Origin of the sequence: Saccharothrix ecbatanensis (assembly GCF_014205015.1) — a bacterium.
In the GTDB taxonomy this organism is placed as follows: Bacteria; Actinomycetota; Actinomycetes; order Mycobacteriales; family Pseudonocardiaceae; genus Actinosynnema; species Actinosynnema ecbatanense.
On sequence record NZ_JACHMO010000001.1, the window covers coordinates 5738709 to 5764436 of the forward strand.

Genomic DNA, 25728 nt, shown 5'->3' on the forward strand with positions numbered 1-25728 from the left:
GGTCATTCTCCCTGGTGACACCGAGATGGACGAATTCGGAACGCACGGAGTGTCACCGGCCGATGATCACGGCTAGCCGTCGAGCAGGCGGGCCAACACGTCCGCGGCTCCGGCGGGCGCGGGGTCGACCTGGATGACCTTGTCCCGGCCGCGTTCGCCCGCGATGACGTCGACGTCCTGCTTCCGCACGCCGAACGCCCTGGCCAGCGCCTTCCGCACGGCCTCGTTCGCCTTGCCTTCCACGGCGGGCGCGGCGACCGCGACGACGAGCGCGTCGTCACCCCACCGGCCGCCGACGGCCTCCCGCTTCGCACCCGGCTTCACCCGAATGGTGAACCTGAACACGTCAGGCACGGTGCGTCATGACAGCCAGCGTCTCCTCCAGCAACGCGCGCCGCGCCTTGACCAGGTCCGGCGCGGACGACAGCAGCTGGGCCTGCCCGAGGTAGACCGAGTACGCCAGGACGGCCCGCTGGTGCGCCTGCTCGGCGGTGAAGCCGAGTTCGCCGAACAGGTCCTGCAGGTAGCCGATGCGGCGGTCCGTGACGCGGCGCAGGACGGGTGCCACGACCGGGTCGTCCTTGGCCGCGAGCAGGGCCAGCTCGACCGCGCCGTCCTCCACGTCCTCCAGCACCTTGCCGAACAGCACCCGCAGCTTCTCCAGCGGGTCCGGCACCGACTCGACGATCTCGATCACGGCCTCGGTGTGCCGGCGTTCCCAGCGTTCGAGGGTGGCTTTGAGCAGGGCCTCCCGGTTGGGGAAGTGCCAGTAGGCGCTGCCCTTGGTCGCGCCGAGCCGCGCCGCGAGCGGTTCCACCGCGACCGCCGCCACCCCGCCCTCGGCCAAAGCACGGAGAGCCACCCCGGTCCAGTCGTCCTGCGTCCGCCTTGCCACGGCTCCATACGCTACCGTACGGTCGCTTACCATACGGTAGCGTATGGAGGTTGTGATGATCGAGAACGTGCACGTCCGGCAGATCCCCGACAGCGCGGAAGTGATCGACAGAATCGTGGAGCTGTGGCCCGGGGCCTGGCCCCCGCTGGTCCTCGACCGGCCGCTGGGCGTCGGCGCGAAGGGCGGGCACGCGTTCATCCGCTACAGCTGCACCGACCACGTCCCCGGTCAACGGGTCGAGTTCACGTTCGCGCCGAGCTTCGGGCTGGTCGGGACGCACGTGCTGGAAGCGGTGCCGGGTGGCTTGAAGCACACGATCGCCGCTCGGACGCGCGGCCTGATGCGGTTGGGGTGGCCGCTGGCGGTGCGGTGGCTGCACGACGCGCTCATCGAGGACCTGCTGGACAACGCCGCCCGCGCGCTCGGCCACCCGCCCGTTCACCGGGCCAGGTGGTCTCCGTGGGTCCGCTTGATGCGCACGGCGACCGAGAGGAGCGTGAAGCAACCCGCTTGACCGGATTTCCTCCACAACCCCCGGTCTCGTCCGTCTACCCGGTACCGGGACCAGAGGGGGGAGGGTTCGTGACGCCGGAGGATCCCGACGACCACGCGGCCACCTTCAGCGACTTCTACCACCGGGAGCGCACGCGGTTGTTCCGCTTCGCGGCGGTGATGTCGCCTCATCTGGACCACGAGTCCGCGGTGCAGGAGGCGTTCGTCGGCGCGTGGCGGAACTGGCCGGTGATCGCCCCGCCGTCGAGACGTGCTTGGCTGGTGAAGACGATCCGCAACCAGCTGGTGGACCAGGCCCGCCGGCGGGAGCGGCCGGGCGACCTGACCGACGAGGTCGTCGCCCGGCAGCGCGGCACGTACCGGATCCTGGTGCCGAGGCAGCGGGACGCCGAGACGTGGCACGAGCTGATCAGCACGCTGGCGGCCGTGGTGAACCTGCCGGACCACCTGCGCACGGCGTTGGCGCTGCGGTTCTGGGACTTCGGCGACGACGAGATCGCCGACGTGCTGGGCTGCCGGCGCGAGTCGGTGCGCCGGTACGTGTCGCAGGCGCGGGCGGAGATCAGCGAGCGGGTCGGCAACGAGGGGCGACGGGCGCGGGGCTCCCAGCGCGGGAAGGAGACGTCGTGACGGACGAGTTGGACCCACGGCTGGACCAGCTGCGCGCCGAGCTTGTCGAAGCCATCCCGGAGGATCCGGGGACCGACGACCTGGGCGTGGCCGCGATCATGGCGCAGGCCTCCGTCCACGAGCGTCAGGCCGCGTTGGTCGTGGCCGCCCGTGCCGGCTCACGTGCCGCGCTGGACTCGCTGGTGACCGAGCTGACGCCGTTGGTGTGGCACGTGGCCAGGGGCAACGGCCTGGACCAGGCCACCGCCGAGGACGTCGTGCAGACCGTCTGGCTGAGCCTCCTGCGCCACCTGGACCGCCTCGCCGAACCGCGTGCGGTGGCCGGCTGGCTCATCGTGGCCACCCGCCGTGAGGCGCAACGGGCCTGGCGGGACCGCAACGGCCGCCCGGCGCTGTCCACCGACTCGGCCATGGACATGCCCGACGACCGCTGGCTGCCGGAACCGGAAGCCCTCCGCGACGACCGCGACCGCCGCCTCTGGCAGGCGTTCGCCACCCTCCCCCGCCGCTGCCAGGAACTGCTCCGCCTGACCGTCCTGGCCGGCCGAGCCGAATACCGCGCCGTAGCCGAAGCCCTCTCCATGCCCCGCGGCTCGATCGGCCCGACAAGGGGCCGTTGCCTGACCCGGTTGAGAGAACGCCTGGAACAGCACGACATCCGCTGACCAGGCCGTCAGCTCACCGCCAGGACCCGTTCGAGGGTGGCGTAGCCCGCCGGTTCCCAGGTCGGTTTTCCCCCTGGCAGACCGAGCCTCCCGTTCCGCCCGATCCCGATCAGGCCCAGGGCGCGCAGGACGGCCCAGCCACGGGCGCGGGTGACGGTCGCTTCGTCGGCCTGCCCGTAGGCGTCGAAGAACCGACCGGCCGCGCCTGCCGGCAACAGGATCCAGGCGGCGGAAAGATCTGTCGCCGGATCGCCCGCGCACAGCTCGCCGAAGTCGATCACCCCGGCGAGCATCCCGTCCCGGACGACCACGTTCGCCGGGTGCAAGTCACCGTGCAGCCAGAGCGGCGCGCCCAGCCAGACAGGTGCTGCCACGGCCTTCTCCCACACGTCCCGCACGCTGTCGGCGCTCGGGTGATCGCCGATGAGCCCGAACCAGTCCTCGGCCCCTTCCCGCAATCCCGCCAGAGGGATGCCTCGCGTGGCGTTGACCGGCGCGTCGGCGGGCGCTTGGTGGTGCAGCGCCCTGAGGAACTCCGCGAGGACCTCGGCCTCGTCGACGCGGGTGACCGGCGTGTGATCGGCGGGCTCGCCCTCGACCCAGCGCACGATCGTCCAGGTGTGCCCGAACAGGCTCGAAGGTCTGCCGATCCGCACCGGGGTGGGTGTCGGCAGCGGCAGGCGGTTCGCCAACAGCGGCAACCACGTCTGCTCGGTGTGCAGCAGAGCAGGCGCGCGCTCGGTGCGCGGCAGCCGCACGGCCAGTTCCTCCCCGAGTCGCCATTGCCGGTTGTCCCAGCCGCCGTCGACGTCCCGGAGTTCGAGGTCCGCGAGATCCGGGTGCTGCTCTCTCAGCAGCGCTCGCACCAGGTCGCGGTCGAACGTGAACTCGTCCACCAACAAGCCTCCCTGACCTTGCGGAAACGCGAAGGAGGGGCCGGGACGAATGCTCCCGACCCCTCCTCATACCGCCGTCGCGTCAGACCCGGCGCACCGCTACCCGGACCTTCTGGCCGTCACCGACCACACCGTCCGAGCCCTCGGTGACCTCGCCGTACTCGATCGACTCGGTCAAGGTCTCCTCCTTCACGAAGGCCTCGAACTGCCGCACCGCCGCCTCGACCGCCGGCGGCAGCTGCAACGTCAGGGCGATCCGGTCGGACACGTCCAACCCGGCGTCCTTGCGCGCCTGCTGCACCACCCGCACCAGGTCACGGGCCATGCCCTCGGCCGCCAGCTCCTCCGTCACCACGGTGTCCAGCACGACCAGCCCGCCGCCGTTCGGCAACGCCGCCGTCGCGCCCTTGTCCGTCGCCACCAGCCGCTGCTCGTACTCCTCCGGGAACAGCTCGATCCCGGCCGCCACGACGCGACCGTCCACCTCCTGCCAGTCACCGGCCTTGACGGCCTTGATGACCTTCTGCACCTCCGGCCCGAGCCGCGGCCCGGCGGCACGCGCGTTGACCGCCAGCTCGAAGTGGCCGTGCGCGTCCACGTCGGAGGTCAGCTCGACCTCCTTGACGTTCACCTCGTCCCGCAGCACCTCGGCGAACGCCGCCAACTGCGCCACGTCCGCGGAAGCGATCACCAGCTTCGCCAACGGCAGCCGCACCCGCAGCTTGTTCGACTTCCGCAGCGACAACGCCGTGGACGCCACCTGCCGCACCTTGTCCATCGCCGCCACCAGGGCGTCGTCCGCGGGCAGGTCCGCCGCCGACGGGTAGTCCGCCAGGTGGACCGACCGGCCACCGGTCAGCCCGCGCCACACCGACTCCGTGGTCAACGGCAGCAACGGCGCGGTCACCCGGCACACGACTTCCAGCACGGTGTGCAGGGTGTCGATCGCGTCCTGGTCGCCCGACCAGAACCGGTCGCGTGAACGCCGCACGTACCAGTTGGTCAGCACCTCCAGGAACTCCCGGATCGACGCGCACGAGCCCGAGATGTCGTACTCGTCCAGCTGCGCGGTCACGTCGGCCACCAGGTCGTGCGTCTTCGCCAGCACGTACCGGTCCAGCACGTGCGACGACGAAGTCCGCCAGGTCCCCTCGACCCCGTCCGCGTTGGCGTACAGGGCGAGGAAGTACCAGGAGTTCCACAACGGCAGCACGGCCTGCCGCACCGCGTCACGGATACCGCGCTCGGTGACCACCAGGTCACCGCCACGCAGGATCGGCGACGCCATCAGGAACCAGCGCATGGCGTCCGAGCCGTCGCGGTCGAAGACCTCGTTGACGTCCGGGTAGTTCTTGCGCGACTTGGACATCTTCTGCCCGTCGTCGCCCAGCACGATCCCGTGCGCTACGCAGTTGCGGAACGCGGGCCGGTCGAACAGCGCCGTGGCCAGCACGTGCATGGTGTAGAACCAGCCGCGCGTCTGGCCGTTGTACTCGACGATGAAGTCGCCCGGGTAGTGGTCGTCGAACCACTGGGCGTTCTCGAACGGGTAGTGGACCTGGGCGAACGACATCGAGCCGGACTCGAACCAGCAGTCCAGCACCTCGGGCACCCGGCGCATCACGGACTGCCCGGACGGGTCGTCCGGGTTAGGCCGGGTCAGGTTGTCGATCGTCGGCCGGTGCAGGTCGGCCGGACGCACGCCGAAGTCGCGCTCCAGCTCGTCCAACGACCCGTACACGTCCACCCGCGGGTACGCCGGGTCGTCCGACACCCACACCGGGATCGGCGAGCCCCAGAACCGGTTGCGGGAGATGTTCCAGTCGCGGGCGTTCTCCAGCCACTTGCCGAACTGGCCGTCCTTGATGTGCTCGGGCACCCAGTTGATCTGCCCGTTCAGCTCGACCATCCGGTCCTTGAACTGCGAGACCGCGACGAACCACGACGACACCGCACGCTGGATCAGCGCGTTGTCACACCGCCAGCAGTGCGGGTACGGGTGGTCGTAGGTCTCGTGGCGCAGCAGCAGACCCGCTTCCTTCAGGTCGCGGATGATCGGCTTGTTCGCCTCGAAGACCTGCAGCCCCTCGTACGGCGGCACCTCGACGGTGAACCGGCCGTGGGCGTCCACCGGCACGACGACCTCGATGCCCGCCGCGTCGGTGACGAGCTTGTCCTCCTCACCGAAGGCGGGGGCGATGTGGACCAGGCCCGTGCCGTCCTCGGTGGTGACGTAGTCGGCGGCCAGCACCTGGTGCGCGTTCTCCCGGCCGACGAAGAAGTCGAACGGCGGGGCGTACTTCCGGCCCACCAGGTCGGCGCCCTTGCAGCGGGCCACGACCGGCGGTTCCTCGCCCAGCTCACGGGCGTACGCGGGCACACGGGCCTCGGCGAGCAGGTAGCGCTCGCCGTTCGCCTCGACCGTCACGTAGTCCACGTCCGGGTGCACGGCAGCGGCCAGGTTCGACGGCAGCGTCCACGGGGTCGTCGTCCAGACGAGGGCCAGCTCGCCGGTCTCCAGGCGCAGGCCGACGGTCACCGCCGGGTCCTGCCGGTCCCGGTACGTGTCGTCCATCTTGGTCTCGGTGTTGGACAGCGGCGTCTCGCAGCGCCAGCAGTACCAGAGCACCCGGAAGCCCTCGTAGACCAGACCCTTGTCCCACAGGGTCTTGAAGGCCCACATGACGCTTTCCATGTAGTCCAGGTCGAGGGTCTTGTAGTCGTTGTCGAAGTCCACCCAGCGGGCCTGCCGGGTCACGTAGTCGCGCCACTGGTCGGTGTACTGGAGCACCGACGCGCGACAGGCCTCGTTGAACTTCTCGATGCCGAACGCCTCGATCTCGCTCTTCGACGAGAACCCGAGCTGCTTCTCCGCCTCGACCTCGGCGGGCAGGCCGTGGGTGTCCCAGCCGAACCGGCGCTCGACGTGCTTGCCGCGCATGGTCTGGTAGCGCGGGACGACGTCCTTGACGTAGCCGGTGAGCAGGTGGCCGTAGTGCGGCAGGCCGTTGGCGAACGGCGGGCCGTCGTAGAAGACGAACTCGTTCGCCCCGTTGTCCCCCGCCGGTCGGGCGTCGATCGAGGCCTGGAACGTCCGGTCGGACTTCCAGAAGTCGAGGACACCCTCTTCGAGGGCGGGGAAGGACGGCTGGGAGGGAACGGAACCCTCGCCTGCCTTCGGGTAGGCCATCGTGCTGCTCCTCGCGTGCGTCCAACCGGCTCACGGGGACGACACGCCGGTCACGGCGCACCGCGGTACCACCCCGCTTGCCAGGGCGCGAAGGCACTGGCCTCTCTTCGACGGCTGTGACGGGCCGCACCCGTCCGGTTCTACTGAGGCGCGTCCCACCTGGCACGCGCCCGTTCTTCCGGAAGCTCCCCGGTGATGGCCGGATCAACGCCTTGCTACCACCCAGGGTAGCCGAACCGCGCAAACCACTTTGCCGACCGCGCGACTCGCGGGGTCACGGCGTCGCCCGCTTCAGAGCCGCGAGGCTTGAGTCGGGACGGCACACCGCGCACGGCGTGAAGCCCAGCTGGCGTGCCTCGTTGATCGGCAGGCCCAGCGAAGGCCGTGACGCGAGCCAGGAGCACGCGGCGAGGTGGTAGCGGGGACGTTCGTCCAGTACCCGCACCTCGTCGGTGAGCTCGCTCACGATCAGGGAGTCGGCGGCGTCCGTGTCCTCCTCGCCAGGCTCGACTTCTGCCTGATCAGGTGAACTTTCGACCTCCTCCACCCCCGTCCCGCGCTGTTGATCACCAACGCTAACCTGAGGGTGATCAACAACGTCTGTGCCGGCAGCCTGGGCGCCCGCCCGGTGACGAAGCCACCAGTCGAGCACGAGGACCACCGCAGCGGCCCCGCTCGCGCCCACGGACAACCACGCCCAATAGGTCTGGGCGCTGGTCAGCGCGGGCACGAGCAACCCCAGGGCTGCCAGCACCAACAGCAGGACTATGTAGAGCACGTCGAGCAGAGTAGATCAGCTACGCCGATCAGCCGGCTTCGGCGCGCGCCCCGAAGGAGTAGCCACCCTGCTGACGCCCGTCGGACGGCGCGGCGGGACCCCGGTCCTGAAGGTCTCGCAGCGACGACTCGAGCATCGTCTTGAGCCGGGTGCGGTACTCGCGCTCGAACGTCTGAAGCTTGTCGATCTGCTTCTCGAGCGTGTTCTTCTCCTGGGTGATGTTGCCCATCACCTCGGCGTGCTTGCGCTGCGCGTCACGGTCGAGCGCGCCGGCCTTCTCACGGGCCTGCCGCTCCAACGTCTCGGCGCGGGTCCGCGCGTCGTTGAGCATGGTCTCGGCACGCGTGCGCGCCTCGTTGACCATCGTGTCGGCCTTGGCTCGCGCCTCGGACAACAGCTGCTCGGACTTGGTCCGCGCCTCCGACAGCATCCCGTCGGCCTCGGCCTTGGCCTCACCGGTGAGCCGGTCGGCCATCTCCTGGGCCAGACCGAGCACCTTCGCGGCCTGAACGTGGTGGTCGCCACCGCCGCCACCGCCACCGGGAGCGGTCTGCTCCAGTGCCGAAGGGGGCGGCACCGGGGCGAGCCGGCGCGGCTCGTCGACGACACGGCTCGGGCCGACGCCCGCGGCAACCTTCGCCCGGGCGTCTTCGAGGTCGGCACGCGCGGTCTCGACCTGCTGGTCGAGCTGCTCGACCTGCTGGCGCAGGTCGTTGTTCTCCTCGATCAGGCGAGCTAGCTCGCCTTCAACCAGGTCGAGGAACGCGTCCACCTCGTCCTCGTTGTAGCCCCGCTTGCCAATCGGCGGCTTGCTGAACGCGACGTTGTGCACGTCCGCGGGGGTCAACGGCATCAGATCACCTCACGCACTCCTGGGCTGTGGACATCCCTGGTCCCCTCACCTGGGATCGGCTACTCGCATCAGAATGATAACGACCAGCAACAGCACAATAATGGACAAGTCCAGTCCGATGCCCCCGATCCGCACGGTCGGGATGATCCGACGCAGCAGCCGGACCGGGGGATCGGTCACGGTGTAGACGGTCTCAAGCGCCACCGCGACACCGCCCGCAGGCCGCCATCCTCTGGCGAAACTTCGGACGAGTTCCACGACGACACGCGCCGTGAGCAGCAGCCAGAACGAGAACAACACGTAGTAGACCACGAGCCAGAGGGCATCCACAGCGTCAACTGTGCCATCTCTCAGGCCTGGTTGAGGAACCCGCCCTCCGCCAGGCGCCTCCGGTCCTCAGCCGTCACGTCGATGTTCGGTGGTGAGAGAAGGAACACCTTGTTCGTCACCTTGTCGATCGAACCGCGCAGCGCGAACGCGAGCCCGGCCGCGAAGTCGACCAACCGCTTGGCGTCCGCGTCGTCCATGTCGGTGAGGTTCATGATCACCGGCGTGCCGTCGCGGTAGTGCTCGCCGATGGTCCGCGCCTCGTTGTAGCTGCGCGGGTGCAGCGTGGTGATGCGGGCGAGCGGGTGGCTCGGCGGGTCGGCGGCAGGTCGCAGCCTGCCGACCGGCTCGCGCTGCGGTTCGACCGCCAGCGCGCCCTGCGTCTCCGGGCTCCACGAACGTCGTGGACGAACGCCGCGCTCCGGCTCGAGCTCGTCCGCGACGTCCAACTCGGCCCGGTAGCCGTTGGGGGAACGGCGGCGGGCCGTCCGCTGCTCGGGGTAGGGCTCGTACTCCTCCGAATCCGGGTACTCGGCCCTGTAGTCCGCGTAGCGCCGGTCCTCCTCGTAGGCGGCCGGGTCGTCGGCGTACTCGGCGGGAACCATCCCGAAGTAGGCCTTCAGCTTGTGAAACCCGCTCATGGCTTGAGCCCTTCCTCCGCCGAGATCCCTACCCGCAAGGACGTCGCGGCCGTCCCAGAGGTTCCGGACAGTTACGGCGAGGCTAGCCTCCGGCTGCCCAGCAACGCTGTTCCGACACGCACGCACGTGGATCCGTGCGCGATGGCGTCCTCAAGGTCACCGCTCATCCCCGCCGAGATCACGGTGGCATCGGGATGATCGTCCCGCAAGCGGGTTACCGCTTCGTATAGAGCGGCAAACGCCTGCTGTGGAGACATGCCAAGGGGTGCGACAGTCATCACACCGCGCAAAAGAAGTTCACTCGATAGTGCTACGTGATCGGCCAGTCGCGGAAGGTCACCGATCGGGTGACCGCCGCGGGCCTCGTCGCCGTCGACGCTGACCTGGATCAGCACCTCGACCGGCTCGGTGGCGGCCTTGGCGATGGCGTCGGCGAGTCGGATCGAGTCGACCGTGTCGATCCGGTGCGCCCAGCGGAGGACGGACTTGGCCTTGTTCCGCTGGAGCGAGCCGACCATGTGCCACTTCGCGGGCGCGTCCGGGCGCAGTCCGGCGAACTCGGCCGTCTTGCGGTTGGCCTCCTGGTCGCGGTTCTCGGCGAAGTCGGCCAGCCCGAGGTCGCTCAGGATGGCGACGTCCTCGGCCGGGAACGTCTTCGTGACGGCTAACAGGTCCACCTCTTCGGGTGACCGCCCCACCGCCGCGCAAGCCTTGGCGATCCGCTCCGTGACCTCGGCCAGCGACAGGGCCAGCTCTTCGCGCCGGTTCATGACTCCATCCAGATGACGCCCGCGAGCCGCCCCGTGCCCGGAGTGCGGCGGTGGCTGAACAACGACTTCTCCTCGAACGTGCACCGGGGGTCCAGGCCGAGCCTGCCCACGCCCGCGTCGGCGAGCTGCTGCCAGAGGCCGGCCCGCAGGTCCAGCGCCGGTTTGCCGGACCGGGTCTTCGACGCGCTGCCGGGGAGGTGCTTCTCGACGTCGGCGCGCATCGCGGCGGGCACCTCGTAGCACTGCCCGCAGACGGACGGGCCGAGCAGCACCTCGATCCGGTCCTTCCGCGCCCCCAGTTCGACCATGCGGTCCAGGGTCGCCGGGACGACGCCGACACGTGCGCCGACGCGTCCGGCGTGCACGGCGCCGATCACGCCCGATTCCGGATCGCCGAGCAGGACCGGGACGCAGTCCGCGGTCAGCACCACCAGCGCCAGCCGTTCCTGTGCGGTGACGACGGCGTCGGTGGCCTCCAGCGGCCCGTCGACCGGCCCGTCCACCACGGCGACGGTCCGGCCGTGCACCTGTTCCATCCACACCAGGCGTTCCGGTTCGAGGCCGATGCCCTCGGCCAGCCGCTTCCGGTTGGCCGCGACGGCGGCCGGGTCGTCGCCGACGTGGTCGCCGAGGTTGAAGGAGTCGTACGGCGGCTTGGACACGCCACCTTCACGGGTGGTCACGACACGACGGATGCGCACACCCCCAGCTTCCCAGACCCCGCGAGTCGAACCTCCAGGTCCCGCGTGAGTCCTACGTTCAGAACGCGCGAGTCGTACCTTCAGGACCACCGTGTCCTACGTTCAGGACCCCCGAGTTCAACGCTCAGAACAAACGATCTTGTACTGAGCGTTGAACTCGGGGGTCGCGAACGTAGGACTCACGCGTTCCGAACGTAGGACTCACGGGACCTGAACGTAGGACTCACGGGGCCTGAGTGTTCGACACGCGGGACCTGGAGGTTCGACTCGCGCAGGGGGTGACATGGCGGCGCCGCGCCGTCCCGGGTGGGACGGCGCGGCGTCGGTGGTGTGGCGAGGGGTTAGCGCCGCATGAACGGCGGCACGTCCACCTCGTCGTCGGGGTCGTCGGTCACCGGCACGGCCCGGTTCGGCAACGTGCCGCCGGTGTTCCCCTGCATCCCCGGCGTCAGCGACCTGGGCATGGTCGGCTGCGGCGTCCCGTACTGGGACTGGCCGTTGCCCTGGCCGGGCTGCTGCTGCGGCACGACGGGACGGGGCGGCACGACCGGGGGCTGCTGGTCCATCTGCTGCGACACGGGCTGCGACTGCTGGTGCTGCACGGGCTGCTGGTGCGGCTGGTGCTGCACGGGCTGCGGCTGCTGGTGCGGCTGTTGGTGGTGCTCCGGCTGGGTGTGGTTGACCTGACCCGCGGTGGCGGTTGCCACCGGGGTGCCTCGCGGCGGGCTGGACAGAGCCTGAGGCTCCAACTTCTTGTGTGTCGGCCCGCCACTGTCAAAACCCGCCGCGATCACCGTCACACGAACCTCGTCACCGAGCGAGTCGTCGATGACCGTGCCGAAGATGATGTTCGCGTCCGGGTGGGCGGCTTCCTGCACCAGCGAAGCCGACTCGTTGATCTCGAACAGCCCGAGGTCGCTGCCACCGGCGATCGAGAGCAGCACGCCGTGCGCACCCTCCATCGACGCTTCCAGCAGCGGCGAGTTGATCGCCTTCTGGGCGGCTTGGACCGCTCTCCCCTCGCCCCGCGCAGAGCCGATGCCCATCAGGGCACTGCCCGCGCCGGACATGACCGACTTGACGTCGGCGAAGTCGAGGTTGATCAGACCGGGGGTGGTGATCAGGTCGGTGATGCCCTGGACACCGGACAGCAGCACCTCGTCCGCCGAGCGGAACGCGTCCATCAGCGAAACGCCGATGTCGCCGAGCTGGAGCAGCCGGTCGTTGGGGATCACGATGAGGGTGTCGCACTCGTTGCGCAGGGCCTGTATTCCGTCTTCGGCCTGCTTGGCGCGGCGCTTGCCCTCGAACGAGAACGGTCGCGTGACCACACCGATGGTCAGCGCGCCGAGCTTGCGGGCGATCGAGGCCACCACGGGCGCGCCTCCGGTGCCCGTGCCGCCGCCTTCACCGGCGGTCACGAACACCATGTCCGCGCCCTTGAGGACTTCCTCGATCTCTTCACGGTGGTCTTCGGCGGCCTTGTGGCCGACTTCGGGATTGGCGCCGGCTCCCAGGCCGCGGGTGAGTTCGCGGCCGATGTCGAGCTTCACGTCGGCATCCGACATGAGCAGCGCCTGGGCGTCGGTGTTCACCGCGATGAACTCGACACCCTTGAGCCCGACCTCGATCATGCGGTTGACGGCGTTGACACCGCCACCGCCGATGCCGACGACCTTTATCACCGCGAGGTAGTTGTGCGGGGGCGTCATCGGTCCGCCTTCCTGATCGTGTCCGTGCTCATGTGCTGGAGTGGATGACCACCGGTGTCACAGCCCGGACGGATCTCCACCCGGATTGAAACTCTCAACCAGAGGTTCAGAGTTATGTCAACCCCGTATGTTCCTGCTGGACGTTATGCATCGGGAATGCCTCGGTCCAGCAGCCACGCCGTGTTGTGTCCTGACCGGGTGAGCGGTCTCTACTCGCCGGTCATCCCGTCGAGCAGTTCCCGCACCACGTCCAGGTGCCCCGCGTGCCGACCCGTTTCCTCGATCATGTGGATCAGCACCCAGCGCACGGAAAGCACCTTGTCGCCGCGGAACGCCACCTCGTGGTCGAGATCGAGGCCCGCGACGAGTTCCCGACTCACCGTGCACTGCGCAGCGTAGTCGTCGATCAATCGTGAGATCGTCTCACCCGGCTCGACGCGCCAATCCGCGTCCGGGTCCTCCTGCGTGTAGGGGGCCGCGCTGGGCCGTCCGCCGAGGGCGACCTCGAACCAGTAGTGCTCCACCCAACGCAGGTGCCTGACGACCCCCGCAGCGGTGTTGAGCTGCGAAGGGAGCACGGAACGCCGGGCGTCCTCGTCGCTCAGACCGGCGCACTTCAGCTCGATCGTGCCGCGCAGGAAGTCCAGGAATCCGCCCAGCAGGGTGCGTTCGTCGCCGGTGAAAGGAAGTTCGATCCGGTTGTCCACCGGCGTCTGGGTCATCCCCGGAGTATCGCCGCCGGGTCCGGGCCGGGCGATCGACTTTCACCATCGACCGGTGTGGCGGTATTCACCACGCCGATCCCACCACGCCGATCCCACGACGCCGATCTCACGACACGGTCGGCAGCTCCGGGCTGGACACGTCGAACACGGTGCCCTTGCGGGTCATCAGGACCTCCAGCACGGCGGCCTTGCGCGGGGTGTCGGCGGACGAACCCCAGCGGGCCTCCCGACCGGCGCTCAACGTCACCCGGACGTCCGACGGTGTGTCCGCGGTCACGATCAGCACTTCACGCCTCAACGCCTCGGGTAGCTGCGTGATCACGCCGACGGCGGCGGCGAGCGCGTCCGGACCCACCCTCAGCTCCGGCAGCCCGGACGGCGGACTGGTCACGGTGGCGTAGTCCTTGGCGGTCGCGTCCACGAGGTGCGCGCCGTCCGGAGAGATGATCATGGCGACCGGGTCCCGCTCGTCCACGGTGAGCCGCAGCGTGCCGGGCAGCAGCCGTTCGACGTGCACCCCGGCCACGCGGGGCAGTTCGCGGACCCTGGCGTCGACGGCGTGGACGTCCACCCGAACCAACGGCGTGCCGGGCTCGACGGCGGCGGCCTCGCGGACCTGGTCGCCGGTCAGGTGGACCGCGCCACGCACCTCGACCTCACGGACGCCGAGCGCGGGCGTGAACCAGACCGTGCAGACGACCGCCGTCACCACGAGCATGATCATGATCGCGATCAGCCGGCGGCGCACCACCGCACGCCGGTACGGCCGCCGCACCGGACGACGTGACCTGCCGCGCGGCGGGCGACGACGCGGCGCCGGGCGGGAGTCCGGGCCGGACGCGGCCGGGCGACGACGCGCCGCCGTCGCACTCATGTCCGATCCAGCTCGCCGACGATCTCCGGGCCGAGCATGGTGACGTCGCCCGCACCCATGGTGACGATCAGGTCGCCCTCGCCGACCAGGCTCTTGACCAACGTGGGCACCCGGTCGAACGACGGCTCGTAGAACACCTTGCCGACATCCAGCGGCACCAGGCCCGAGACCAGCGCACCGGTCACACCGGGCTCCGGCTGCTCACGAGCGCCGTAGACGTCGAGCACCACGACGGCGTCGGCCGTGCCGAGGGCGGCGGCGAACTCCTCGGCGAACAGCCGGGTCCGCGAGTACAGGTGCGGCTGGAACACCACGACCAGCTTGCCGTCGCCGGCGACCGGCCGGGCGGCGGCGATCTGGGCGGACACCTCGGTCGGGTGGTGGGCGTAGTCGTCGTACACCCGCACGCCCGCGGCCTGGCCCTTGTACTCGAACCGCCGGCGCACGCCGCCGAACGCGGCCAGACCCGCCAGCACGCCCTTGCGGTCCGCGCCCAGTTCCAGCGCGGCGACCAGCGCGGCGAGCGCGTTGCCCGCCATGTGCTCGCCGGGCACGGCCACCCGAACGTCCAGCACCTCGTCGTCGTCGAGTTCGACCTTCATCACGCCGCCGCCGTCTTCGGGCCGGTAGTCGAGCAGCCGGGCCGAGCCGGGACCGGAAGCCGTGCGGCCGTACGGGCGGACCCGGATGCCGAGCTTCGCGGCCCGTTCGGCCAGCGCCGCCGCGCCCGGGTCGTCCGCGCACGCGACCAGCACGCCGTCCGGCTGGATCCGCTCCAGGAACGAGTCGAACACGGCCACGTACGCCTCGACGGTGCCGTGGTGGTCCAGATGGTCGGCCTCGACATTGGTCACGACCGCGACCGAGGGCGAGAAGAAGAGGAACGAGCCGTCGCTCTCGTCGGCCTCTGCGACGAAGACCCCGCCGGTGCCCTGGTGGGCGTTGGCCCCGGACTCGTTCAGGTCACCGCCGATCGCAAAGGACGGGTCCATTCTGCAATGTTGCAGAGCGACCGTGAGCATGGACGTGGTCGAGGTCTTGCCGTGCGTGCCGGCGACGCAGGCCACCCGGTGGTCCAGCATCAACGCGGCCAGCGCCTCGGCCCGCCGCAGCACGATCACGCCGCGTGCGCGGGCCTCCACCAGCTCGGCGTTGTCCTCGCGGATCGCCGTCGACACGACGACCGCCGTGGGGCCGTCGGGCAGGAGGTCGAGGTTCGCGCCGGCGTGGCCGACCGCGATCTGCGCGCCCTGCGCCCGCAACGCGAGCACGGTGCGTGAATCCTTGGCGTCCGAGCCGGACACGTGCGCGCCGCGTGCCAGGAGGATGCGCGCGATGCCGCTCATGCCGGCCCCGCCGATGCCGACCAGGTGCACCCGGTCCAGGACGTCACTCACTTCTTGACCACCTCAAGCACGATGCGGGCCAGCACCTCGTCGGCCTCACGGTGACCGGTGCTCAGCGTGGCCGTCGTCATCGCGGCCAGCCGGTTGCGGTCCGCCACCAGCGGGACCACGTTCGCCGAGATCCACTCCGGCGTCAACTGCTCGTCCGGCACCAGGATGCCGCCACCGGCGGACACCACTGTGGACGCGTTCAGCGCCTGCTCGCCGTTGCCGTGCGGCAGCGGCACGAACACCGCCGGGAGGCCCACGGCGGACACTTCGGCCACCGTCATCGCGCCGGACCGGCACAGCACCGCGTCCGCCGCCGCGTAGGCGAGGTCCATCCGCTCCAGGTACGGCACCGGCACGTACGGCGGCGCGCCCGGCACCGACTGGACCGCCACCGTGTTCTTGGGGCCGTGCGCGTGCAGGACGGCGATCCCGGCCTGGGCGAACGCCGACGCCGCGCCGGACACCGCGTTGTTGATCGACCGGGCGCCCTGCGAGCCGCCGAACACAAGCAGCGTCGGCGCGGTCGGGTGCAGCCCGAAGTGGGCGCGGGCCTGTGCGCGCAGCGCCGCGCGGTCGAGGGACGTGATCGAGTAGCGCAGCGGGATGCCGATGATCTCCGCGTCGGTCAGACCGGAGTCGGGCACGGCGGCGGCGACCCGTTCGGCGAACTTCGCGCCCACCTTGTTGGCGAGACCGGCCTTGGCGTTGGCCTCGTGCACCACGATCGGCACCCGGCCGCGCGCGGCGAGGTAGGCGGGCAGCGCGACGTAGCCGCCGAAGCCGACCACGACGTCCGCGCCGACACGTTCCAGCACCGCACGCGTGTCACGGACCGCGGCACGCACCCGCATCGGCAGCTTGAGCAGGTCGGGCGTCGGCTTGCGCGGCATCGGCACCGGCGGGATCAACTCCAGCGGGTAGCCGCGGGCCGGCACGAGTCTGCTCTCCAGACCGCGCTCGGTGCCCAGCGCGACCACGCGCGCGTCGGGCCGCAGCCGCATGACCGCGTCGGCCAGGGCCAGGGCGGGCTCGATGTGCCCGGCGGTGCCGCCCCCGGCGACCACCACACACGGTCCGACCTGCTGGGGAACCCTGGTCACGCACTTCCTCCTCGTATAGGTGAACCGCTTCGTGAACCGCTCGGTGGACCGCTTCTGGATCGGCTTCGTGAACGGCTAACGCCCGTCACGGCGCCGGGACCGCACGTCCCGGTCCTGGCCGGCCTTTCGGGATTCGCGACGACGGTACTCCGACGGCGGAGCGTGACGACCGGCCATCCGCCTCTCGTCCACGGGCGGCGGCGCGGCCTTGCGACCGCGTGGCGGCGTGGACGGTCGTGAGGGGCGGCGCTTCGGCGGCGGCTTGTACGCCTCGGGCGCGGGCAGCTTCAGCGCGCCGCCGACCCGACCGGGGCCGAGCTTGCGCAACGCCGAGACCGCTTCCGGTTCGTGGCGCGCGCAGTTGGCGAGGATGCCGAACACCACCATCGTGGTGACGATGGACGTGCCGCCGGAGGAGATCATCGGCAGCGTGATGCCGGTGGTGGGCAGCAATTGGACCACGTAGCCGATGTTGATCGCGGCCTGCGCGACCAGCCACACGGTCAGCGTCGCGGACACCATCCGGATCCACGGGTCGGTGTTGCGCGCGGCGATGCGGAGGCCGACGACCGCCAGCAGCCCGAACAGGCCGAGGACCAGCAGGCAGCCGATGAAGCCCAGCTCCTCGCCGATCACGGCGAAGATGAAGTCGCTGTGGACGTTGGGCAGATAACGCCACTTCGAACTGCCGTTGGTGAGGCCCTTTCCGAGGAACCCGCCCTCGGCCAACGCGTAGAGCGCCTGCAACGCCTGGAGCCCGTCACCCTGCGGGTCCGCCTCCGGGTTGAGGAAGCTCTCCACCCGCTTGAGCCGGTAGTCCGCGCCGAGCGCCAGCACCAGCACCCCCGTCACCGCGCCGATCGCGATGACACCGAAGATCCGCATCGGCGCGCCGACGAACCACAGCAGGCTGATCAGCACGATACCGAGCGTGATCGTGCCGGTGAGGTCCGGTTGCAGCATGACCAGCGCGAACACCAGCATCGCCACCGGGACGACCGGGACCATCATGTGCCGGTACTGGTCCAGCAGCGCGCGCTTGGTGACCAGGACGTGCGCGCCCCACAGCGCCAGTGCCAGCTTCGCCGGCTCGATGGGCTGGAACGAAACCGATCCGACCTTGAACCACGACTGCGCGCCGTAGTCCATCGTCCCGAGTGGAGTGAGGACCAGGACCAGCAGGACCACGCAGACGAGCATCGCCATCGTGCTGCCGTGCCGGATCGTGCGCAGCGGGATGCGCAGCACGATCAGGAAGATCACCGCGCCGACGCCGACGTACAGGAGTTGCTTCTTGAAGACGCTGTAGGCGGACTCACCGCCGGCGGCGGCGTCCGGGGCGGACGCGGACAGGACCATGATCAGGCCGAGCACGGTCAGCATGCCGAAGATGGCGAGCAGCAGGTGGAAGTCCGCCAACGGCCGGCCGAGCCACGCGGTCAAGGACGTCCGCGTGACGGCGCGCTTGGCACGCCCGGTACGCCGCCGCGCTCCGGGCGGTCGCTCCACCGGAGTACGGTCCACCGCAGTCATGCGCCCATCGTCTCCCCCTGCGGGCGGCGAAAGCCGACAATCCGCCGCGTGTCGCCCATCGCGACCATGATCACGCCAGGCTACCCGGCTGAAGCGTGCCGCCACTGGACGATGGTGGGACGGGTGGCGGTGACGCGGAATTCGTCGATCAGGGCGATCAGCGTGGCCGGGGAAACGCCGGTGCCAGGCGGGAAGTGGTCACTCACCGTCGTGCGCCACTCCGGTGAGGAAAGATCGCCGACGATCCGACTGACCTGATCGGTGTCGGTGTACTCGACGTAACCGAATCCTTTGAAGAAACCCACGACGACGTGGTGATCGCTGCCCACCTCGCCGGTGAACTCGTTCGTCCGGAGCGGGCGGGCGGTGTGCATCAGGACCGCCTCGCTGGTGTTCGGCCAGGCGAGCAGGTCCACGAACTCCCGGACCTCCGCCCGCGACGCGAGCTCGACTTCATGCGTCGCCCGCTCCCACTCCGTGCCCGGCACGAAGTCGGTCCACGTGGCCATGATCGTCATCGTCGGCGCCCGGTCACGCGTGGTCGAGAGTGCCGCGCTTGGCGGTGGCCAGGAACGCGGTCATCGAGCGGTCGGTGAAGGACAGGGTCGGGCCGGTTGCGTTCTTGCTGTCGCGGACGCGGAACGCGTCGACCGACGAGGCGACCTCCACGCAGGCACCGCCACCGTTGCTCCGGCTGCTCTTGCGCCAGACCGACAGTTCGACGCACTCACCACCGCCGTTGCTGCGGCTGCTCTTACGCCACTCCGACATCACGATCTCCCTGGGCGAGCTAGAGGCCACCGATCACCCGCCTGATCAGTGCGATCGAGTCCTGCGGGTCGAGCGCCGTGGCACGCAGATGATCCAACACCAGGCTATACCGCTCGACCTCGGCCGCTTCGTCCAAATAGAGGCCACCCGTCAGGTTCTCGATGTAGACGACACTCGGGAAGTCAACGAACTTCAGCAGGTGGAAGGCGGTGCCCATCGCCATGTGCTGGCCCTTGCCGAAAGGCAGCACCTGGAGCGTCACATTGGGCATTTCGACCACCTTCGACAGGTGGTTCAACTGTTCCGCGTGCACTTCCGCGCCACCGACCGCCCGACGCAGTGCCGCCTCATCGATGATCGCCCACACCGACAGCGATCCGTCCTCCACCCGGCGCTGCCGCGTCTGGCGCAGCTCGGCGCGTTTGTTGATGACCTCGTCGGTCGCGTCCGGTGCGTAGGCACGCATGGACGACCACGAGTAGGCCGGCGTTTGGAAGAGGCCGGGGATGAGGTCGATCTCGAAGATGTTGACCGTGGTGGCTTCGGATTCCAGGACCACGTACTCCGAGAACCAGTCGAACAGCACATCGCCGTACACATGCCACCAGCCGCGCTTCTTCGCGACCTTCGCCAACCGCAGCAACCAGGCGATCTTCTCCGGAGCGGCCCCGTAAAGCTCGGCCAGCGCCTTGGTGTCTACTATGGACACACCGGTGTACGCCGATTCGATGCGGCTGATCTTCGACTTCGAGTAGCCCAGGTTCTCGACCACGTCATCGAAGTCGAGCCCGGCCTCCTCCCGGAGTTGGGTCAGCGCGCTCGCCAGGACGCGTCGCCGGACTCCCGGACCTTGGTTCTGCGGCATGGTGCGACATTAGCGGGAAACCAGGCCACTGATCGGGTGAACTTATGCCGATAGGCACGATGCGCAGTTGCATCACACCCATCTGAGGTGCACCTTTGGCCGCATGATCTCCGACGCGCTGTCTCGCGCCTTCTCCCTGCTGGACCAGGACATGCTCGGCTACCTCGACGCCGTCGAGCAGCTGACCGACGAGCACCAGACCGACGAAGACACCATCCTCACCGTGGCCCGCACCGAAGTCCCCCGCCTGATCGCCGCCCTGCGCGGCACGCTGGGCAACCACCAAGCCGACATCCTCGGCCTCTGCCTCGGCTGCGCACCGACGTGGATCGACGGCCGGTTCACCCGCACCCCCTGGCCGTGCCCGGTGATCGACGCCGCCCACACCTACCTCAAAGACCCGGACAGCATCTACCCGGACCTCGGTCAGCGGTCCCGGTGAACCAGCTCAGCCGGTCAGCTTCAGCACGGCCTCGGTGAACGCCTGCCCGCGATGGGCGTAGTCGCTGAACATGTCCATCGACGCCGCCGCCGGGGCCAGCACGACCGCGTCCCCGTCCTGAGCCATCGAACGGGCAGCGCGCACGGCGTTTTCCATGGCAGCGTCAGACGCGTCATCCAGCACCGCCACCGGCACTGACGGCGCGTGCCTGGCCAACGCCGAAGCGATCACCTCGCGGTCCGCCCCGATCACCACCGCACCACGCAGCCGATGCCCTTCCGAGCGCACCAACTCGTCCACCGACGCACCCTTGAGCAACCCGCCGGCCACCCACACCACACGCTCGTGCGACCGCAACGACGCCGCAGCAGCATGAGGATTCGTGGCCTTCGAGTCGTTCACGTACGAAACCCCACCGGCCGTCGCCACCAGCACCGCCCGATGCGCCCCCGGCCGGAACTCGCGCAACCCACGTGCCACCGCCGAAGCGGGAACGCCGTGCGCACGGGCCAAAGCCGCAGCAGCCAGGGCATCCGCGATCCCGGGAGGCCCACCAGGCCGAACGTCGTCCGCCGGCAGCAACACCGTGTCCGAAGCCCCGAACGCCCGGTCCACCAACTGCCCGTCGTGGACCCCGAGCTGACCTTCCTCCGGCGACCCCAGCGTGAACCCGATGTGCGCCCGAGCCGACGACCGCGCCAACAGCCGCGCCACCACCGGGTCGTCCACCCCGCCGATCCCGACCTCACCGGTCAGCACACCGGCCTTCGCCGCCGCGTACGCCTCGAACGTCCCGTGCCAGTCCAAGTGGTCCTCGGCCAGGTTCAGCAGCACCCCGGCGAACGGCCGCACGGATGGCGACCAGTGCAGCTGGAAGCTCGACAACTCCACCGCCAGCACCCGACGCCCGGCCAGCAACGCGTCCACCACCGGCAACCCCACGTTGCCGCACGCGACCGCGTCGAGCCCCGCCGCGCGCAGGATCGACTCCAGCATCCCGACGGTCGTCGTCTTGCCGTTCGTCCCGGTCACCGCGAGCCACGTCGGCGGGTCGGCCAGTTCCATGCCCATCCGCCAGGCCAGCTCGACCTCGCCGATCACCTCGACGCCCGCCGCCGCGGCCGCCACCAGCAACGGGCTGGACGGGCGCCAACCGGGGCTGGTCACGACCAAGTCGGTCCCCGGCGGCGGCGCGACCAAGCCGGGCACCAGCGTCACGCCGGGCAGCAGCTGCTCCAGCGCGGCGAGGTTGTCGGCCGAACCGTCGGTCACCGTCACCACGGCGTCCGCCGCCAGCAACGCCTCCGCCGCGGACCGGCCGGTCACCCCGGCGCCGGCGACCAGGACGTGACGACCTGAGAGGAATCCCATGGTCAGCTCTCGACCGCGGTCAGCCACTCGCTGTAGAACAGGCCGAGCCCGAGCATGCAGCACATGCCCGCGAGCAGCCAGAACCGGATGATCACCGTGGTTTCGGCCCAGCCGGCGAGTTCGAAGTGGTGGTGGAACGGCGCCATTCGGAACAGCCGCCGCCGTGACGTGCGGAAGACCGCGACCTGCAACACCACCGACAGCGCCTCGACCACGAACAGACCGCCGATGACGACCATCAGCAGCTCGGTGCGGGTGGTGATGGCCAGACCGGCCACCAGACCGCCCAGCGCGAGCGAGCCCGTGTCACCCATGAAGATCTTGGCGGGCGCGGCGTTCCACCACAGGAAGCCGATGCAGCCGGCCATCGCGGCGGCGGCGACCACGGCCAGGTCCAGCGGGTCGCGCACGTCGTAGCAGCCGGCCACGAGCAGGTTGGAGCAGTTGTAGCGGAACTGCCAGAAGCTGATCACCACGTAGGTGCCGAGCACCATCGCGGACGTGCCGCCGGCCAGACCGTCCAGGCCGTCGGTCAGGTTCACCGCGTTCGACCAGGCGCTGATCGCGGCGTAGCAGAACACCACGAAACCGACGACGCCGAACGACACCACGGAGATGTCGCGCACGAACGACAGGTTCACGGACGCGGGCGTGTACCCGTCCTTGTTCGGGAACTGGATGACCAGCACCGCGAAGATGATCGTGGCGAGGAACTGGCCGACGAGCTTCGCGGTCTTGTTCAGGCCCAGGTTGCGCTGCTTGCGGATCTTGATGAAGTCGTCCAGGAAGCCCACGAGGCCGAGCGACGTGGTCAGCATCAGCACCAGCAGGCCGGACGCGCTGGGCGTCTGCTCCTGCGCGGACGCCGACATGGAGTTCACCAGGTGCGAACCGAGGTAGCCCGCCCACATCGCGACCAGGATCGCGACGCCGCCCATGGTGGGCGTGCCGCGCTTGGTCTTGTGGCTCTGCGGGCCCTCTTCGCGGATCTCCTGGCCGAAACCCTGCCGGGAGAAGACTTTGATCAGGTACGGCGTCAGCATGATCGACGCGATCAGCGCGATGGCCGCCGCGATGAGGATGCTCTTCACTTGCTGACCGCCTCCAGGAGAGCCTCGGCAACCCGCCACAGGCCGTATGAGTTGGATGCCTTCACCAGGACGACGTCACCGGGCCGCACCTGGTCGCGCAGCAGCTCGACGGCCGCCGTCACGTCGGGCACCAAAATCGCTTCTTCTCCCCATGATCCTTCCAGGTGCGCCCCCTGCTGCATCGCTCGGGCGTCCTGACCGACCACGACCAGCTTGTTGATGTCCAAGCGGACCGCGAGCCGTCCGATCTCGTCGTGCGCGCGGATCGAATCCGCACCCAATTCGGCCATCGGGCCCAGCACCGCCCAGCTCCGGCGGGCGGGCGTGGCGGCCCTGGAGATGGTGGCGAGCGACTTCAGGGCCGCGCGCACCGACTCCGGGTTCGCGTTGTACGCGTCGTTGACGATCGTCACACCATCAGGACGTTCGGAGACCGCCATGCGATGCGCGGAGACCCGTTCGGCGTTGCCGAGGCTCTGCGCGATCTGCTCCGGGGTCGCGCCGAGTTCGAGGGCGATCGCGGCGGCGGTGAGGGCGTTGCCGACCTGGTGCGGTCCGTGGACGGCGAGCCGGACGGCCGCCTCGCCCTTCGGCGTGACGAGCGTGAAGCGGGCGCGGGCCTGCTCGTCCAGCTCGACGTCCGTCGCGCGGACGTGGGCGTTCGGGTGCTCGCCGACCAGCACCACCCTGGCCTTGGTGCGCGGGGCCATGCCCGCGACCAGCGGGTCGTCGGCGTTCAGGACCGCGACGCCGTCCTCGGGCAGCGCCTCGACCAGCTCGCCCTTGGCCTGGGCGATGCCCTGCCGTGAGCCGAACTCGCCGACGTGGGCGCTGCCGACGTTCAGCACGGCGCCGACGCGCGGCGGGGCGACCCGGCACAGCTCGGCGATGTGCCCGACGCCCCGGGCGCTGAGCTCCAGCACCAGGAACCGGGTGGTCTCGTCGGCGCGCAGGGCGGTCCACGGGTGGCCCAGCTCGTTGTTGAACGAGCCGGGCGGCGCGATGGTCGGGCCGAGGGGCGCGAGGACCTGGGCGATGAGGTCCTTGGTGGACGTCTTGCCGGACGAGCCGGTCACGCCGATCACGGTCAGGTTTTCGAGCCGGTCCGTGACGTGCCGGGCGAGCCTGGCCAGTGCCGCGAGCACCGCCGCGCCCGCGCCGTCCGTGTCGCCGGACAGCACGTAGGCCTTGCCGGCGGACTGCTCGACGGGCGGCGCGATGACGGCCGGCGCGTCGACCTCGCGTCCGGCCAGCACGCCGACCGCACCCTGCGTGACCGCTTGGGCGGCGAAGTCGTGGCCGTCGACGCGTTCACCGGGCAGCGCCACGAACAGGCCGCCGACCGTGACCTTGCGGGTGTCGAACTCGACGCTGCCGGTGACCACCTCGGCGCCGGTGGCGTTGTGCAGCTTGCCGCCGACCGCCTCGGCGATCTCGGCCAGGCTCAGCTGGATCACTTGACGGCTCCCCGGATCGCGTTCGTCAGTGCGTCCACGTCGGAGAACGGGTGCACGACGCCCGCGACCTCCTGGCCGGTCTCGTGGCCCTTGCCCGCGATCACGACGACGTCGCCGGCGCGTGCGAGGGACACGGCGTGCTCGATGGCGCCGCGGCGGTCGCCGATCTCCACGACCTCGCCGCGTTCGTCGTCCGGCACGGCCAGCGCGCCGCGCAGCATCGCCGCCCGGATCTCCGCCGGGTCCTCGCTGCGCGGGTTGTCGTCGGTGACGACCAGGACGTCGCTGCGCCGGGCCGCCTCCTCGCCCATCAGTGGCCGCTTGGCCGTGTCACGGTCCCCGCCGCAGCCCAGGACGGTGATGATCCGGCCGGTGGCACGGGCGCGGACCGCGTCGAGGGCGAGCGCGACGGCCGCGGGCTTGTGCGAGTAGTCCACGACTGCGGTGAAGCCCTGGCCTTCGTCGATGCGCTGCATCCGGCCGGGGACCTGGACGTTCTTCAAGCCTTCGCGGATGGCCTCGGTCGGGACGCCCTGGGAGTGCAGGCAGGCGATCGCGAGGAGGGCGTTGGCGACGTTGAAGTCGCCGGGGAGGCTGAGCTCGACGTCGATCGTGACGCCGTCCGGGCCGTGCGCGGTGAACGCCTGCTCGCCGGTCGCGGACACGGTGACGTCGGCGGACGTCCAGTCGGCCGGTTTCGTCGTGGCGACCGTGACGGTGTGGTCCTTGACCAGCCGGGGACCCCACTCGCCGTCCACGCAGACCACTTCGGTGTGGGCCCGGCCGTCGAACAGCTCGGCCTTGGTCCGGAAGTAGTCCTCCATGTCGGGGTGGAAGTCCAGGTGGTCCTGGGAGAGGTTGGTGAACGCGCCGATGGAGAACCCGACGCCGCCGACCCGGCCGAGGCGCAGCGCGTGGCTGGAGACCTCCATGGTGACGTCCGTGGTGCCGCATTCGAGCATCACGGCCAGCAGGGCTTGCAGGTCAGGGGCCTCGGGCGTGGTGAGGGCGCTGTCCAGCCGGCGACCGGCGACGCGCGTCTCGACCGTGCCGATGAGCCCCGTGGCGCGACCGGCCGCCCGGAGCACCGAGTCGATCATGTAGCTGGTGGTGGTCTTGCCGGACGTGCCGGTGACGCCCCACACGTTCAGCCTGGTCGACGGGTGACCGTAGACGCGGGACGCGAGGTGCCCGAGCACGGCGCGCGGGTCCGGGTGCACCAGCACGGGCACCCCGTGGACCTTCTCCGCGCCCTCCGCGTCGGTCAGCACGGCCACCGCGCCGTTCTCCACGGCTTGGGCGGCGAAGTCGGCGCCGTGCACGCGTGTGCCCGGCAATGCGGCGAACAGGTCTCCCGGTCGGACGTGCTGGGCGCGCAACGTCACGCCGCCGACCTGGACATGTGCCCGGTCGGGAGCGGTCAGGTGCGCGTCGACCGTCGTGGCGAGTTCGGACACGGCGACGGGCTGGGTGCGGGAAGGGCGAGGCGGAGCGGTCGCGACCTTGCCCCCTAGCTTGGCAGGCACGCGCG

The 25728-nt window shown here is 70.0% G+C and carries 27 protein-coding genes; 4 read left to right on the plus strand and 23 right to left on the minus strand.

The window, feature by feature from the left end:
* Window positions 1-72: 72 nt before the first annotated feature.
* Both F4560_RS24135 and F4560_RS24140 read right to left on the minus strand, forming a co-directional pair.
* The gene (locus F4560_RS24135; RefSeq protein ID WP_184923449.1) at window positions 73-345 is read right to left on the minus strand and encodes a DUF167 domain-containing protein; all 273 of its coding nucleotides are present in this window, start codon (window positions 343-345) and stop codon (window positions 73-75) included.
* A 1-nt stretch (window position 346) separates the two neighbouring features.
* Window positions 347-895 carry a TetR/AcrR family transcriptional regulator gene (locus F4560_RS24140; protein WP_312869451.1) on the minus strand — a complete coding sequence of 183 codons (549 nt, stop codon included), beginning with the start codon at window positions 893-895 and terminating at the stop codon, window positions 347-349.
* A gap of 55 nt (window positions 896-950) precedes the next feature.
* Between F4560_RS24140 and F4560_RS24145 the strand changes: the two genes are divergently transcribed.
* The 3 genes from F4560_RS24145 (at window position 951) to F4560_RS24155 (ending at window position 2703) form a co-directional block, all read left to right on the plus strand.
* Window positions 951-1409, plus strand: a complete 459-nt coding sequence (locus F4560_RS24145) for an SRPBCC family protein (protein WP_184923453.1) — start codon at window positions 951-953, stop codon at window positions 1407-1409.
* A 68-nt stretch (window positions 1410-1477) separates the two neighbouring features.
* Complete coding sequence (locus tag F4560_RS24150; RefSeq protein WP_184923455.1) at window positions 1478-2038, plus strand: RNA polymerase sigma factor; 561 nt, start codon at window positions 1478-1480, stop codon at window positions 2036-2038.
* A gap of 98 nt (window positions 2039-2136) precedes the next feature.
* Complete coding sequence (locus tag F4560_RS24155; RefSeq protein ID WP_184929357.1) at window positions 2137-2703, plus strand: RNA polymerase sigma factor; 567 nt, start codon at window positions 2137-2139, stop codon at window positions 2701-2703.
* Window positions 2704-2711: 8 nt separating this feature from the next.
* On the opposite strand, the gene F4560_RS24160 is transcribed toward F4560_RS24155, so the two are convergent.
* The 17 genes from F4560_RS24160 to F4560_RS24240 all read right to left on the minus strand — a co-directional run bounded on the left by F4560_RS24160 (window position 2712) and on the right by F4560_RS24240 (window position 19836).
* Window positions 2712-3599, minus strand: a complete 888-nt coding sequence (locus tag F4560_RS24160; protein ID WP_184923457.1) for an aminoglycoside phosphotransferase family protein — start codon at window positions 3597-3599, stop codon at window positions 2712-2714.
* Window positions 3600-3681: 82 nt separating this feature from the next.
* Complete coding sequence (gene ileS, locus F4560_RS24165) at window positions 3682-6789, minus strand: isoleucine--tRNA ligase (RefSeq protein ID WP_184923459.1); 3108 nt, start codon at window positions 6787-6789, stop codon at window positions 3682-3684.
* 274 nt (window positions 6790-7063) lie between these two features.
* A complete protein-coding gene (locus tag F4560_RS24170; protein ID WP_184923461.1) occupies window positions 7064-7567 on the minus strand; it encodes a hypothetical protein in 504 nt (167 codons plus the stop codon).
* A 28-nt stretch (window positions 7568-7595) separates the two neighbouring features.
* Window positions 7596-8420: a DivIVA-like cell division protein Wag31 gene (wag31, locus tag F4560_RS24175; protein WP_184923463.1), complete on the minus strand. Its 825-nt coding sequence runs from the start codon at window positions 8418-8420 to the stop codon at window positions 7596-7598.
* Between the two features lie 45 nt (window positions 8421-8465).
* Window positions 8466-8750: a YggT family protein gene (locus F4560_RS24180; protein WP_033437765.1), complete on the minus strand. Its 285-nt coding sequence runs from the start codon at window positions 8748-8750 to the stop codon at window positions 8466-8468.
* A 20-nt stretch (window positions 8751-8770) separates the two neighbouring features.
* Window positions 8771-9388 carry a cell division protein SepF gene (locus F4560_RS24185; RefSeq protein ID WP_184923465.1) on the minus strand — a complete coding sequence of 206 codons (618 nt, stop codon included), beginning with the start codon at window positions 9386-9388 and terminating at the stop codon, window positions 8771-8773.
* Between the two features lie 71 nt (window positions 9389-9459).
* Entirely contained in the window at window positions 9460-10158 is a 699-nt protein-coding gene (locus F4560_RS24190) for a YggS family pyridoxal phosphate-dependent enzyme (protein WP_184923467.1), read from the minus strand.
* Window positions 10155-10859, minus strand: a complete 705-nt coding sequence (gene pgeF / locus F4560_RS24195) for a peptidoglycan editing factor PgeF (protein ID WP_184923469.1) — start codon at window positions 10857-10859, stop codon at window positions 10155-10157. Before pgeF ends, F4560_RS24190 begins: the two co-directional genes overlap by 4 nt.
* 341 nt (window positions 10860-11200) lie before the next feature.
* Window positions 11201-12571, minus strand: a complete 1371-nt coding sequence (gene ftsZ / locus F4560_RS24200; RefSeq protein ID WP_184923471.1) for a cell division protein FtsZ — start codon at window positions 12569-12571, stop codon at window positions 11201-11203.
* A 209-nt stretch (window positions 12572-12780) separates the two neighbouring features.
* The gene (locus F4560_RS24205) at window positions 12781-13293 is read right to left on the minus strand and encodes a DinB family protein (RefSeq protein WP_184923473.1); all 513 of its coding nucleotides are present in this window, start codon (window positions 13291-13293) and stop codon (window positions 12781-12783) included.
* A 109-nt stretch (window positions 13294-13402) separates the two neighbouring features.
* Window positions 13403-14170, minus strand: coding sequence for a cell division protein FtsQ/DivIB (locus F4560_RS24210; protein WP_184923475.1), 768 nt, complete (start codon window positions 14168-14170; stop codon window positions 13403-13405).
* The gene (gene murC, locus F4560_RS24215; RefSeq protein ID WP_184923478.1) at window positions 14167-15567 is read right to left on the minus strand and encodes a UDP-N-acetylmuramate--L-alanine ligase; all 1401 of its coding nucleotides are present in this window, start codon (window positions 15565-15567) and stop codon (window positions 14167-14169) included. The genes F4560_RS24210 and murC overlap by 4 nt, the downstream gene beginning before the upstream one ends.
* Window positions 15564-16667: an undecaprenyldiphospho-muramoylpentapeptide beta-N-acetylglucosaminyltransferase gene (gene murG / locus F4560_RS24220; RefSeq protein ID WP_312869452.1), complete on the minus strand. Its 1104-nt coding sequence runs from the start codon at window positions 16665-16667 to the stop codon at window positions 15564-15566. Before murG ends, murC begins: the two co-directional genes overlap by 4 nt.
* A 75-nt stretch (window positions 16668-16742) precedes the next feature.
* A complete protein-coding gene (ftsW, locus tag F4560_RS24225; protein ID WP_184923480.1) occupies window positions 16743-18200 on the minus strand; it encodes a putative lipid II flippase FtsW in 1458 nt (485 codons plus the stop codon).
* Window positions 18201-18280: 80 nt separating this feature from the next.
* A complete protein-coding gene (locus tag F4560_RS24230; protein WP_184923482.1) occupies window positions 18281-18709 on the minus strand; it encodes an Imm1 family immunity protein in 429 nt (142 codons plus the stop codon).
* A gap of 22 nt (window positions 18710-18731) precedes the next feature.
* Window positions 18732-18971 (minus strand): DUF397 domain-containing protein, encoded by a 240-nt coding sequence (locus F4560_RS24235; RefSeq protein WP_184923484.1) that lies wholly within the window; start codon window positions 18969-18971, stop codon window positions 18732-18734.
* A gap of 19 nt (window positions 18972-18990) precedes the next feature.
* A complete protein-coding gene (locus F4560_RS24240; protein WP_184923486.1) occupies window positions 18991-19836 on the minus strand; it encodes a helix-turn-helix domain-containing protein in 846 nt (281 codons plus the stop codon).
* A 103-nt stretch (window positions 19837-19939) separates the two neighbouring features.
* Here F4560_RS24240 and F4560_RS24245 point away from each other — a divergent pair, with 103 nt between their 5' ends.
* Window positions 19940-20278 (plus strand): hypothetical protein, encoded by a 339-nt coding sequence (locus F4560_RS24245; RefSeq protein ID WP_184923488.1) that lies wholly within the window; start codon window positions 19940-19942, stop codon window positions 20276-20278.
* Window positions 20279-20284: 6 nt separating this feature from the next.
* Here the strand turns inward: F4560_RS24245 and murD are convergent, their stop codons facing one another.
* The 4 genes from murD to F4560_RS24265 are packed head-to-tail and all read right to left on the minus strand — an operon-like array spanning window position 20285 to window position 25723.
* On the minus strand, window positions 20285-21649 hold the full coding sequence (gene murD / locus F4560_RS24250; RefSeq protein WP_184929359.1) for a UDP-N-acetylmuramoyl-L-alanine--D-glutamate ligase: 1365 nt from the start codon (window positions 21647-21649) through the stop codon (window positions 20285-20287).
* Between the two features lie 2 nt (window positions 21650-21651).
* Entirely contained in the window at window positions 21652-22740 is a 1089-nt protein-coding gene (gene mraY / locus F4560_RS24255; protein ID WP_184923490.1) for a phospho-N-acetylmuramoyl-pentapeptide-transferase, read from the minus strand.
* Window positions 22737-24197 (minus strand): UDP-N-acetylmuramoyl-tripeptide--D-alanyl-D-alanine ligase, encoded by a 1461-nt coding sequence (locus tag F4560_RS24260; RefSeq protein WP_184923492.1) that lies wholly within the window; start codon window positions 24195-24197, stop codon window positions 22737-22739. The genes mraY and F4560_RS24260 overlap by 4 nt, the downstream gene beginning before the upstream one ends.
* Entirely contained in the window at window positions 24194-25723 is a 1530-nt protein-coding gene (locus F4560_RS24265; protein ID WP_312869453.1) for a UDP-N-acetylmuramoyl-L-alanyl-D-glutamate--2,6-diaminopimelate ligase, read from the minus strand. Before F4560_RS24265 ends, F4560_RS24260 begins: the two co-directional genes overlap by 4 nt.
* Window positions 25724-25728: the final 5 nt, after the last annotated feature.